The sequence below is a fragment of the Rhodococcus indonesiensis genome (assembly GCF_047782815.1).
Lineage (GTDB): Bacteria > Actinomycetota > Actinomycetes > Mycobacteriales > Mycobacteriaceae > Rhodococcus > Rhodococcus indonesiensis.
The window spans coordinates 2,696,200-2,709,372 of sequence record NZ_CP180630.1 but is presented as its reverse complement, the minus strand read 5'-3'; the positions used below and the strand labels follow the sequence as shown (position 1 = coordinate 2,709,372).

The 13,173-nt window shown below is 65.7% G+C and carries 6 protein-coding genes; all 6 read right to left on the bottom strand.

Annotation, left to right across the window (positions count from 1 at the left end):
• Positions 1 to 41 precede the first annotated feature (41 nt).
• Positions 42 to 1,445: a hypothetical protein gene (locus ACM26Y_RS12695; RefSeq protein ID WP_416063573.1), complete on the bottom strand. Its 1,404-nt coding sequence runs from the start codon at positions 1,443 to 1,445 to the stop codon at positions 42 to 44.
• 1,076 nt (positions 1,446 to 2,521) lie between these two features.
• Complete coding sequence (pglX, locus tag ACM26Y_RS12690) at positions 2,522 to 6,127, bottom strand: BREX-2 system adenine-specific DNA-methyltransferase PglX (protein ID WP_416063572.1); 3,606 nt, start codon at positions 6,125 to 6,127, stop codon at positions 2,522 to 2,524.
• A complete protein-coding gene (pglW, locus tag ACM26Y_RS12685) occupies positions 6,127 to 10,356 on the bottom strand; it encodes a BREX system serine/threonine kinase PglW (protein ID WP_416063571.1) in 4,230 nt (1,409 codons plus the stop codon). The genes pglX and pglW overlap by 1 nt, the downstream gene beginning before the upstream one ends.
• Before the next feature lie 114 nt (positions 10,357 to 10,470).
• The gene (mshC, locus tag ACM26Y_RS12680) at positions 10,471 to 11,712 is read right to left on the bottom strand and encodes a cysteine--1-D-myo-inosityl 2-amino-2-deoxy-alpha-D-glucopyranoside ligase (RefSeq protein WP_203010698.1); all 1,242 of its coding nucleotides are present in this window, start codon (positions 11,710 to 11,712) and stop codon (positions 10,471 to 10,473) included.
• Positions 11,713 to 11,763: 51 nt separating this feature from the next.
• A complete protein-coding gene (locus ACM26Y_RS12675) occupies positions 11,764 to 12,576 on the bottom strand; it encodes an SCO1664 family protein (protein ID WP_416063570.1) in 813 nt (270 codons plus the stop codon).
• Positions 12,577 to 12,580: 4 nt separating this feature from the next.
• Entirely contained in the window at positions 12,581 to 13,165 is a 585-nt protein-coding gene (locus ACM26Y_RS12670) for a DUF3090 domain-containing protein (RefSeq protein WP_003934901.1), read from the bottom strand.
• Positions 13,166 to 13,173: the final 8 nt, after the last annotated feature.

Genomic DNA, 13,173 nt, shown 5'->3' with positions numbered 1-13,173 from the left:
GCTCTGGACACCATTGATCGCGATCTTCTCGTGCAATCCGATCAAATCTGCGAGTCTAGAATCACTTCTTGTGCCAATAGTCGCAACAACTCGACATCAGGCTTCAATTTCATGGCTTCTCGGCTTCGCGGTAGGAGAACTTTTTGTTCGATGTACTTAGGATCGTCCTTCGCGTGCACGATCCTGTTTCTCAGCTGGTACACTCGTTCCGCAACCTGTCGGGGGAGGCTTTCTTGTTGAATTCCTATCGTTATTGGACACACTCCTGATATCGGACCCCTTTTTCCAAAATGATTTTCGTATCCTGCTTGGTGGAGAAATTCGCGCAGGCGCTCGACCCTCACCGCTGTTTCTAGCAATGTTGAAATCTGATCAGACTCTTTGTATCGACCAGCCTTTTCCGCGATTCCAATAACTCGAACTAGGTCGGCGTCCGAACGCAGAGAGAACCTAGGATCAGATATCTCCCGCCTCATTTTTCGAATTTGATCTTTCCGCACCGCCTGTGGAAAGAAATACTCCAGCACTTGATAGAATGAGAGAAATGCTAGGGGTAGATTATCGTTAGCGAGCTCGGCGAATGAGTATAATTCAGCAACCTCGGAGTCAATCTTCGATGTGGGAAATCGCACCTCGTTAATCCCTGGATCACGCAGACGGGGACTCTCGTCGCGCTCATAGGCGCCTCGGCCGATCGGTTCACAAATCAGCCGATTCCTCACGGCCAATTCGTACATAAATGAGTTAGCTAGACTGTGGGCCCTGTCAACGAAACCAGCCGCACTACTATTTGAATCTAGTTTAATCTTGATCGAGAATCCTAGTTGAATCCGTCCCGCTCGATAGTTCGGGAGCCCGAACAACACGCCGCAAGGCGACTGCGGGGATAATTCGATACATACCCCCGAATCGCTATCGCTGACATGGATCACTGAAGCGCTTAGAGATTCTGCTAATTCACTAGCCCCGAACCGCTGTCGAGGATAAAGGTCGGGGTAATCCCGAGCTTCGATCGCTTGAAATTTGAAGGAGTCGTGCTCGCACGGATCGCCAATTGCTGCTAGTCGCGACACCGATCTAGAAGCAAATTGATCGAATACCCCACGCTTCACGGTGCCCACGCTGACCATCAGTTCGAAGTATCCGTCATTGGAAAAGTATCCGAAGTGGTCCGATAGCGCTTGGGGGCGGCTCGCCAACTGCCGAGATAGTCGGGTGGCCTCACCAGTGGGAAGCGCAAGGTCCCGATACAAGAAAGACCGCACATTAGACTGCTTGCGTCTCACCCGCAGAATTGTCGACTCCTCGCAGTCGACAATCTCGAAACCGTGACTGTGGAGCGACGCGGACAGCTCGGGTTCTAGCTGCTGACTGGGGGCAAAAATAGGTCCGTCGTTGCCTGCCTGGTCGTGCCCGTTGCGGTCATCGTTGCTGCGCTCAGTCATGGCACTACTTCATCACGCCGCTAGGCCATGTTTCAAAAGCGCTCTTGAACTGTGTTCCCACCGAATCGGGTATCGAAGTCGCTGAATGAGTAAGGTCTCCGGTGTCGGGAGTCAGCGACCAAGCGAAACCTGGAGATCTCGGCGACCTCGTGTCAACGTAGCTGTAGCTGGGTGATCAGACCTGAATGGGTGTGCGAACGGTCACAACCCGCACATCCTCCCAGACTTTCAACATCAACACGTCGACACAACGAAGGTGTACGGGCCAGCGACGAGGCTCAGGGAAGCTCAACGAGCACCATCGAGAGAATTCCCGCGACACGAACATGCGTTCGAGGTTGACGCTCCCCACCACCCGTGGGACCATCCCTGCACCGGCCTGAACACAGGTCGACCCCGGAAGGTGCTACCAACACCAACCGGGGTCTGGGCACACGACAGAACGGAACTGTCATGCACCGTAGGGTGGAGTCTATCCACACGCCCCCAGGGCGCAATTCTCATGGTTCGGCATTCGACGCCGACCGCCTCATTCTCACCCCGCCGGGGTCCTCACCGACGTTCTGACCTACCAAGCCTCTCGACCTTTCCGGTCGAGAGGCTCGAGGTGTTTCGCTGCGACGTGTGCGCGGGCCGGTCCGGTAGCCGCGGCACGTCGGGCATTCGTCGCTCATCTCCCGCGGTCCGACGTCAGCGCTTCGACGCTGCGCGCAGGGGTGACATTCCCGTGCGTGAAACCGACTGGGCGCCAGTATCCTTCGTCTCCATTCTGGCGGTGGAGCACCCGATCGTGAGGGTCGACACGAACGACCGGGTCCAGCGCAAGCCGCACGTCACTTCCGACGTGGGGCCAGAAGTGCTGGCCGAGATGGTCTATCGGGGCATGGTGACCGGGCAGCGTTGGGGAAGGGGCCGAAGGCAATACAGGGACCCGTAGGGTCTCCGATCGGTTGGGCGCAGCCGCCCGCAGGGCGTCCGCTTCTCGATACTCTTCACGGCCTCTACCGGAACCCCGTGGCCCAACCCGCGAGGAGTCGGGCCACGCACCCCGCGCACCGGGGACGCCCCCACCCGACTTACCTCGGTTCGGTCTCTTTCGTTGCCTTCTTGGGTGTGCGACGACCCCGGGTGGCTGCGGGCGGCCGCCACGACGCAAGATCCTCGATGGTCAGACCGAGTTCCGCGCAGTGCGCGCGCAGCACTTCCTCGACGGTGTCGGCCACCGACTCGCCGTACTCCGGGTCGATTTCGCCGTGCCATTGCCGCACCCACGGCAACAGTTCGGCGAGGCCCGCCAGCATCGGAGCCAGCTTCTCGGGACTCGCCTGATCCCAGCCGTCGGTCGCGATGCGTTCATCGACGAGTCCGGCGAGCGCGAGCGACTGCTCGGCGTGATCCCACCCCGCCCAACCGAGGAGCATCGTCGGGTCGGTGTCGCGGTTCGCGTTCGGGTAGGAGATGAACCGTTCCTTGGGCACATCGAGTTTTCCACGCCGCGACCAGTACGAGGTCTTGAGGAAATCCGCGGGCTTGTACTTCGGCGGCACCGGAATCGGGCTGTCGAGCTTCTCCCCCGCATCCTCACGCCGCTGAAGATCCCAGGTGCGTTCCCAAGCCTCACGTTTGATGAGGCCCGACGGCTTGTACCGCAACGCTGCCAGATACGGGACACCCTCCTCATCGAGAAGCTTGGCCAATGCCGCAGAGGTGGACACCTCATTGTTGCCGGCCCACAACCGCAGCACCTGACCGAAGTCCTCGTCCCGGTCGAGTCGGTCGGCGAGTTGCGCGACGCTGCGCGGGGTGGGGTGGTCACCTTCAAACCACAGGTCGCGCCTTTCGACGCGATCCAACAGCCAGTCACGCAGCGCTTCGGTGACGCGCTTGTCCCACGGCTCCGAAGCCCAGCGCCGCTTGTGCTCCGGCTTCTCAAGCAAACGGATGCCCGGATTCGCCGCGATCACATCAAGGCGTCTCTGCAGGAGATCGCGGTAATCGGCGGGTAGGTGCGACGGAATCTCGGTGATCGGAGTGGAGCGGTGCCGCTCGAACCAGGCCGTGTGCTCACCGGATTCGACGGCGCGCGCGAGGACAATCTCGAATGCCCGCTCCCCCAGTGCAATTTCGGGTAGCTCACCTGAGGAGGTGAGGTCTTCGTCGATGAGGCCGTAGAGGCGGTAGCACTCCCAGTCGAGTTCCTCCTGGTGCGCGATCATCAGTGCGCGGATCCGCTCGGACTCTGCACGCGCGTGTTTCAACGCGTCGGCGGTAGGTACCCCGGTCGCCGCGACGGCAGCTGGGGTGAGTGCGCCCAGTTCCTGGGCGAGGGAGTCGAGAGTGCGAGCGCGTTCCAGAGGGTAAGACGATGGGAGCGGAAAATCCTTGAGGGTGGTGCCGGTGAACTCGAAAAAGTTCTCCCACTGGTCCAGAGTCGTCCGGGCGCCACTGTTGTCGACCGTGCTGCCCTTATTGTGGCTGTTCTGCTTGAGCCAGAAGCACGCCACCGAACTGTTCAGCACCCCGAGCAGCCGCAGGTGATCGTCCTCGCTCGCCCCCTCCGGCAACTTGATCACCGGCGCGTGGCGGTTGAAAACGAGCGAACTGCGGTCATACGCAAAATGGTTGTGCGTAGCGATATCCGAAAATACAACAGCCGATTTGCTCGCGTTGACGTCACGAGGAAGTTGGTGCCACTCATGCCAAGCACGACCACTCGAATAGTAGGTCTCTCCGCCAAAAGTAGACCGGCTTCCCAGCACTTCCCGCACCCGCCAAAGCACGATGCGCACTTCTGCGGTAAGAGAATCGAGGGGCAGCAGAGATACCGATTCATCGTACGGGATGAAGGCCGTCTCAGAATCGATAGCATCCCAGTCACGAATATCCTCGCCGCGCGATGCCGCACGTAGATATTGGTTCGGCGAACCTAGCCTGCGCGCATACTCCGTTGGGAGGAAGAACACCTCGTCAGCGTGACTGTCTCCAAAGTAGCCAACACGCCGGACAAGTCTCCCCAGCGTACCTACTGACGACTGTTCCACCACTAACTGGAGCGCTGCTGCACCACCGCCCGTGAGACTCCATGGATATGTTGACAAGACTCCCCGAGAAACCCTGGTTACGCTGATCCACCGACTCTCATACTCACGATCGCCCACGTGGTTCACGATCTCAGACCACACAATTCCTTTGGACGGGTCCGTCGGCCGCCCAGGCTCACCACGAATACCCAATACTGCACCAACAGTTTCACCGAGCGGAGAACAGTTGCGCCCGACCAAAATCACTGTTGGAGTACCGTGCCCGGGTATGTAGGCGCCGGAAGTGTCAACCACTTCTCTCAAATCCCTTGTGCGCAGGAAGTCCTCGATAAGCTTCACCCCAAACTTTCGCTTCATAAACGAGTTCGAGGTGATCTGTCCGACCCACCCTGGCTTGCCGTCAGAATCATTCTTGGCCAAGTCGAAAAGCAACTGCATAAACGGCACAGTCAGCGCATACTGTCGATGACACGTCGAGTAGAGTTTCCGGTAGGTCGCGTTGAGCGCCGAGTCCTTGACGGTGATATACGGCGGATTACCCACCACCACATCGTGTTCCCGCTGCAGGATCGCCTTGAGCGCGTCCGCGTTCTCCGTCGCGTACGCCATCTGCTCGGATCCCGTGGACCACAGGTCGTCCGCGAGCGCCTGCTGCCGCGCACCCCATAGCAACGAGTCACCCGCCGCGAGGTTCAACTCGATGTCGATCAACCTCTCGATCGACTTGTCCCCACTCGCGTCCAAGGCTGCGACCATCAGCCGGAACCGCGCGATCGCCACAGCGAACGGGTTGATGTCCACACCGAATACAGAAGCGAGTGCCTTCTGCACCAACACGCGACGACCGAGTCCGGGGGCCTCGTTCTCCCACCGCTCCAGCAGTCGGTGGAACGCACCCAGCAGGAAGTGACCGGACCCGCAGGTCGGGTCGATCACCGTGAAGCCCTCGAGGGGGCGCTCCTTTAGTGCCGGTTCGAGGGTCTGGTCGAGGATGAACTCCTCTACGAACTCCGGCGTCTGCAGCAGCGCGTACGTCTTCTTCGCAAATTCTGAGAGGTCCTGGTACACGTCACCCAGGAAACGGGTATCGACACCGGCGAAGCTCCACAAAGGTTCGCCGGACGCGTCCTTGTCCCACCAGAATTCAAGAAGACCGCGCGCTGCGTCACCCGACGGCGCCACCTGGTGCATCGGCGAGTAGCTGTCGACCAGCCCACGGGTGGCTTCCATCTTGGCGAAATGCGCGATGATCGTTTCGAGCCACTCGCGGTCGGTGTGCTCCGGGAACTCGGTGAAATAGGCGTGTCGGGCGTCGAGTGCCTGCTGCCGCGCATCCGCGTCCGGGCCGCCGATCCACGCCTTCGACACCAGTGCGTGGTCTTCACAGTAGCGCGCGAACACTGTCAGCAGCACCCAATCGACCGCGGCCTGCGTCACCCTTTCGTCGCGCCAGGCCTGCCACGACGCGGCCGTCCGCTGTGCCTGCAGCGCGGCGGTGTACTCGGCGCGCCACCGCTGCTCCACCCCGGGCTGGCGGGTGTCGACGTCCGCACCGTCGACGCGGGCACGCAGATCGTCCTCGAGAACCGTGACCTGCTTGCGCAGCGCCTTCACCAACTCGGTCGCGGAAAAGTCCGCCATCACACCTTCTCGCTCTCAACAGCCCCGGTCTTCCAAACCGGGTACACAACGAACTGTCCACCGGGCGAACCCAACTGGATCGGCTGACCATCCACCAACGCGCCACGCTGGCCACGCATCTGCGGCAACACCACCCACACCGGACGTCGGCGCGGCGCCGACAGATCCGCCAACCGCGCCAACACGTCGAGGTAGCCGTAACGGGCCAGGGGCGACAGCTCGGTGAGAACCAACGGTGTGGGCTGCGCGGCGTCGCCGAACACCCGATCCTCGAGGCCGGCGCACACGCGCGGCATCACCTGTTCGAGCACCGCACGCAGGCCTCGCGCGTCCTTGCTTCCCGGCGCGGCAGCATCGGCGCTTCGCACGAGATCCCACGACACACCGCGCTCCGACGAAAAGGTGCGCATCGCGTCGATGATTGCTCCGGTGACGTCGACGGCCTCGGCGTCGTGGGCGTCGACGAGTTCCTGCGCGACGATCTGGTGGTCGCCGGGTCGGCGGACGGGCACCCCGAAGACCAGGAAGCCGTTCTCGGCCAGGGATCGCGTCACCAGCGAGTTCCGCGCGGCGCCACCGTCGCCGATCGCGGCGGACGCGACTGTGCCAGCGGGCGGACCGGTGTGCGTGGCCGTGCGGGTGTGCAGGGAGGTTTCGCTCGGCGGCGCGGCCTGCTCGTAGCGGTAGGCGGTGCCGTCCCAGGTGAGACCGAGCCCGGCACGGTCGATGTACGCGTCGAGAGCAGGCCGGCCGGGAAGCCGGTCGAGTTCCGGGAACCGTGCAGCGACGCGAGCCCGGATCTCCGTCGGCGACAGCGCTTCGGTCTGGGCGAGGCCGGCGAGGGCGATGCTCAGCGCATCGGACGGGCCGAGGCTGCGGCTGTGGAGTTCCCCGCGGCCGGACACTGCGGCGAACTTGGAGATCGCGGCCGCCAAGCGCACGAGCCGCCCGTCCGGGGGCAGCGGTACCGGCACGTCCGGTCCGGCCGCGGCGGTGTAGGCGCGGGTGAACGCGCCGCGTAGCTCACGTGCCGCGGTACCCATCGGGACGACCTGGGACATCGGGGTGGCGACCATGAGGTCGTCGGCGCGGCGGGCCGCGGCTTCGGCTCCGGCGAGCAGGAGTTCGTCGTCGGCGATCAGGGCAAGTCGGCCGCCGTGGCGGCGCCGCACCCACCGGCGGGCGCCATCCGCAGTTTCGTGCTCGGTGAGTCGATCCAACGCCACGCGCAGCAACCCCGCCGCGGCGCGCTCCGCGAGACGCGGGGCCAGAGCGTCGGCAGCACCGGCCGGAGCCTGGGGCAGCCTCGCCCGGATCTCGGCGGTGAGCGTGGAGATCGCCACTACCCCACCGGAATCGCGGATGACCTGGTCGGCGAGGTCGAGGAGTTCGTCGAGAAGTTCCCGGGTGGCCGGATTCTCGGCCCAGTCGGACTGCAGTTCCTTGAGCAGTTGGTTTCCGCGGGGGCTGCTCTTCTTCAGCGCCGAGGCCAGTTCGTTGCCCGACGCGAACGCGTCGAAGGTGCCGGTGACTCCGAGGAGCAGTTCCGCGGCGCTGCGACGAGTACTGGCCCGCCCCGTGCCGACCGCCGACACCAACAGGGCGACGGCGTCGTCGAGACCGAGCAGACCCTGCTGTGCCGGCGGCTTAGCGGCGGATCGGCCGAGTTCCTTCACCCACGCACGGTGCCGGTCGCGGATCTCGGTGCGGGTGGCCTTCGCTTCCTTCGCGACCAGGCGGTTGAGCCGGGTGGAGTCGAGCGCCAGCAATTCGCCGATCGTGGTGACCTGGGCCGCAGCGAGCGCCGACACGGCGCGCGCACTCAACCCCGCGGCAACGAGGGTGGTGGTCGCATCGACCTTCGCTGCGCGAGCGGACGTCTCGGGCTTCGCCGGAGCGGCGTCGAGGTCGGTGAACACCCGTCGCCAGTCGCGGAGCATCTCCTCGGCGGTGTCGGGGCGGGTAGCGACATCGCGGGACAGCGCAGAGGTGAAGTATGCGGTGAGACCGGCTGCCACGGGTGACTCGAACATGCCGGGTTCGATGGTGACGTCGTCGTCGACGGTGGCGGGGTTCGCCTGCGGGTCGGGCCCGTACTGCGGCGCGGCGCCGGTCGCCATCTCGAACAGGACGACGGCGGCGCCGTAGCGTTCGGCGGACGTGTCGTACTGGGTGCGGCCACCGACTCCGAGGAACGGGTCGAGATAGGGCGGGGTTCCGGCGTCGGTGTTGCGCAGATCCACCCCGGCCATCGAGAAATCGAAAAGTCGAAGATGCGCGTCGGCACGCGGACTGGACTGATGCACACCGAGATTCGACGGCTTGAGATCGCGGTGCACCACCCCGGCCCGTTCGAGGGCGACGAGCGCCTGCAGCAGGTCGGTGCCCCAGCGTTCGAGCAGGTCGATCGACAACCGTCCACCCTTGGCGGCCAGTTCCTCCGCGAGGGTGGTGCGGCCCGCGTAGTGCACGACGAGGGCGGTGCGGCCGCCGACGTTCTCTTCGGAGGCGAGCTGCACGATGCGGGGGTCGTCGAGTTTGCCGAGCACCTGCGCTTCGGCGTGCAGGCGGGCGGCGGCCTCGTCGTCGCGCGCGACCTTGAGGACACGCTCGTGGTCGCCGGCCTTGCGGTCCACCACCAGGATGCCGACCGCGGTCGACCCCGCACCGAGGCGGCGTTTGTAGACGAAGCGGCCGTCACCGAGTTCGTCGCCCGGCTTCGCTTCGAGCGGATCTGTTTCGCCTTCGGCGCGGAACAGATCCGAGCGCACCGCTTCGAGTCGCTCGAGGAAGTCCGCGACCGACGAGATCCGTTCTGCGGGGCTGGGATCGGTGGCGTCGAGCACGAATTGCCGCAGAATCGACGGGACCTGCGGCAGTTCCACCGCCAGGTCGAGACCGCCGTCGCGGCGCAACCGGTCGAGCAGTTCGCCGCGTTCCGTCGCCGGTGACTGCCCGCCGGTGAGCAGGTAGAACGCGAGAGCACCGAGCCCGAAGACGTCCATGCGGGCGGGGTCGATGGGGTTCACACCTTCGGGGGAAGTGAACAACTTGGCCTGGTCGCTCAGGCTGCCCGCCATCAGGCTCAGCGGTCCCGCCGACAGGCGAGTCACCCCGGTTTCCGCGTTGGCGGGCAGCACCCCGGCGGTGTCCCAGTCGGTGACCTGCGTCTGCGGACCGGACTTGCGGTCGCGAACCACGATCGCCCGCGGATTGAGGGTGCGGTGCACCACCCGGTGCCGATGCGCATAGTGGACGACCTCGGCCACCTCGGTGAGCAACTCGAGTTGCCGTTCGAGGGTCATCTCGCCGTGGTGGTCGGCGAGCCACAGGTCCAGGCGCACGTCGGTATCGGATTTCGGGAACACCAGGCCGATGCCGAGTTCCTTGTCCTTGACCACGTCGACAGGGACCTGGAGGCCGTCGTGCTTGAGCCGGGACAGCAGCTTGTATTCGTGCTCGACCCCGCGCCCCCGGGCGTGTTCCTCCGCGGAAGTGGCACCGGGTTTGGGCAGGTAGAAGCGGATGCGGGCGGCGCGTTCCATGTCGACGTGGTGGAAGGCGGGCCAGTCCTGCCAGCCGTCGCCGTCGCCGAGGGGTTGGTCGTCGATCACCCATGAGCCGACCTCGCGTTGGCGGCGCGGGGCGAGGCCGATCGCGGCCATGAGGTCGCGGATGAGCAGCGACTTCTCCTCGGACACCGGCCCGTGCTTGGCCGGGGCGAGGAGCCGCTCGCTGATCCCTGGCAGTCGACTGCGGTCGTCGTTTCCGTCGATGCCGTAGAGGTTGATCTTGGAACTGGTGGGCAGTGCGCACACGAAGTCCGGATGATGCAGGTACACGAGTTCCTGCACGAACGGGATGATGCCCTTGAGGTTCTTCTGCCCGGTCTTCTCCGCCAATCGGTCCTTGAGCAGCGACGAGAAGTACTGCGCCTTCTTACGGGTGAGGAGCAGCGGCGAATCCTCGGAGCGATTGCCGCGCGTCCATACGTGGTCGTTGCCGCGCAAGATGCCGCTGTAGTACTTGAGTTCGATCAGGTACAGGGTGTCGCGGGCGAGGACCAGTAGGTCCACCTCGTGCCAGCGGCCGCGGTTGTCGCGGAACTCGAAGTTCGACCACGCCCGGAACGGTGGGGCGTCGGGAAGGATCTCCTTGATCCGTTCGAGTCCTTCGCGTTCGTGGTCGAACGGGGAGGGACTGACCTCGACCCAGCGGTCACTCTGCACCTGCCCCCGCACCTCTCGCTCTCATCCGTCACCCATGTATAGAGGGTCGGGCGTGCACATCTCGTCGTTACGCCTCGGCGTGTCGCGACGAGATGTGCACACTCGAAAGGCGCTCTATCGCAGTGGGATGCCGAGCAGGGCGTCGACGGCGTCCGCGAATACGGCGGGCGCCGAGGGGTCGTCGCCGCCGCGCTCGACCGCGAACTTCGCCCACGCATCCAGTGCGTCGAGGGCCTTGGGCGTGTCGAGGTCGTCGGCGAGGTGCTGGCGCAGCCGGGCGACGGTGTCGTCGACCGAAGCTGCGGACGGCAGGGCCGCAGCGTTGCGCCACAGGGCGAGGCGGGCCTGGGCGTCGGCGAGGACCTGGTCGGTCCAGGCCCGGTCGGTGCGGTAGTGCCCGGCGAGCAGACCCAGTCGGATGGCGGCGGGGTCGACGCCCTGGCCGCGGAGTTTGGAGACGAAGACGAGGTTGCCGCGGGACTTGGACATCTTCTCGCCGTCGAGGCCGATCATCCCGGTGTGCACGTAGTGCCGGGCGAAGCGGCGCTCGCCGGTAACGGCCTCGGCGTGGGCGGCGGAGAACTCGTGGTGCGGGAAGATCAGGTCGCTGCCGCCGCCCTGGACGTCGAAGCCGCTGCCGATCCGGTTGAGGGCGATGGCGGCGCATTCGATGTGCCAGCCGGGACGTCCGTCGCCGAACGGGGACGGCCAGGCCGGTTCGCCGGGCCGTTGCGCGCGCCAGAGCAGCGCGTCGAGCGGGTCGCGTTTGCCGGGGCGGTCGGGGTCGCCGCCGCGTTCGGCGAAGAAGTGTTCCATGGTGGCGCGGTCGTAGCCGGACTCGTAGCCGAACTGCTCGGTGGCGTCGGCGCGGAAGTACACGTCGGCGTACTCGGCGTCGTCGACGATGTAGGCGGCGCCGGAGGCGACGAGTTTCTCGACCAGTTCGACGACCTCACCGACGGATTCGACGGCGCCGATGTAGTCGCGGGGCGGCAGGACGCGCAGCGCCTCCATGTCCTCGCGGAACAGCGCGGTCTCTCGCATGCCGAGCACGATCCAGTCCTCGCCGTCGCGGGCGGCGCGTTCGAACAGCGGGTCGTCGACGTCGGTGACGTTCTGGACGTAGTGCACGTCGTGGCCGGCGTCGCGCCACACCCGGTGGACCAGGTCGAAGGCGAGGTAGGTGGCGGCGTGGCCGAGGTGGGTGGCGTCGTAGGGGGTGATGCCGCAGACGTACATCGTGGCCGTGCGACCCGGGGTGACGGGGCGGACCGCGCGGTCCGCGGTGTCGTAGAGCCGCAGCGGGGGGCCCTGGCCGGGGACGGACGGGAGCGCGATGTCGGACCATGACAGCATGCGCACGAGCCTAGTGGAGGGCGCAGAGCGCTCCGGACGGAGGCCGGGTCCTCAGAACGCCGGCCAGGGGATGCGCCGCTCGCCGACGGGGCGAGGCATGACGGGGCGGCGGAGCAGGGCGGCGATGCGGGCGCGCAGGGCGGCGACCTCGCGGTCGGTGATGTGGGTGCCCAGCTGCCGCCCGAGTTCGCCGTCGAGTTCGCGGGCGAGTTTGTCGAGGTCGACCAGGAGCGACGGGTCGATCGGGCTGCCGGCCCAGCCCCACAGCACGGTGCGCAGCTTGTTCTCCTGGTGCAGGCAGATGCCGTGGTCGACGCCGTACACGCCGCCGTCGACGCCTTCGAGGGCGTGCCCGCCCTTGCGGTCGGCGTTGTTGAGGACGACGTCGAGCACGGCCATGCGCTGCAGGCGCGGGTCGTCGGCGTGGACGAGGACGACGTCGGTGCCGTCGAGGTCGCGGGCACGCAGGACGGGCAGCCAGCCGGGGGGGACCGCGTCGGTCGGGCACAGGTCGACCAGGTCGAGACGGCCGGTGGGGTCGGGCGGATCGGTGGGCTCGGGGGTGTCGATCCACTGCTGCACCATGCCGGTCCCGAAGGGTCCGTCGCGCAGCACGGTGGTGGGGATCACGCCCCAGCCGAGGGCTTCGGAGACGAGGTAGGAGGCGACTTCCCGGCCGGCGAGGGTGCCGTCGGGGAAGTCCCACAGGGGCCGTTCGCCGCGGACGGGTTTGTATACGCAGCGCACGGTGGTCGCGCCGAGGGTGGCGTCGCACACGAGGGTGGCGTTGCTGGCGTGCACGACGCGGCCGACCACGGTGAGCTCGCCGTCCGTGAGCACGGTGCGGACGTCGGGGCTGCCCACCGGGTCAGGTCTCCTCGCCGAGCCAGGCGGCCGGGTCGAAGCCCTCGGTGCGCAGGTACCCGTTGGTGCGGACGCAGATGTGGCCGCCGCCGACCGGTTCGCCGCACAGCGGGCACGGGGTGCGGCCGGCGGCGACGACGAGTTCGGAGCGGGCGGCGAAGTCGCGGGCCTGCTGGGGGGTGAGGAAGACACGGACGGCGTCCGGTCCTTCCTCGGCGTCGTCGAGGACGACGGACTCGTCGACCTCGGTGTCGGTGACGGCGAGCAGTTCGACGACGACGTTGCCGCTGTCGGCGTCCCAGCCCAGACCCATGGTCCCGACGCGGAACTCCGCGTCGATGGGGGTGACGAGCGGACTGATGTCGACATCCGGGTCCTCGGGCAGGTCGGTGCCGAAGCGGCGGTGCACCTCCTCGAGCAGCAGACCCATGCGGTCGGCGAGGATCTGCACCTGTTGCTTCTCGAGCATCACGCTCACCACCCGGGAGGCGTGCACGGCCTGCAGATAGAACACCCGGTCGCCGGGTTCACCGACGGTGCCGGCGACGAACCGGTCCGGGGTCCGGAAGACATGTATCGCGCGGGCCATCGCACCTC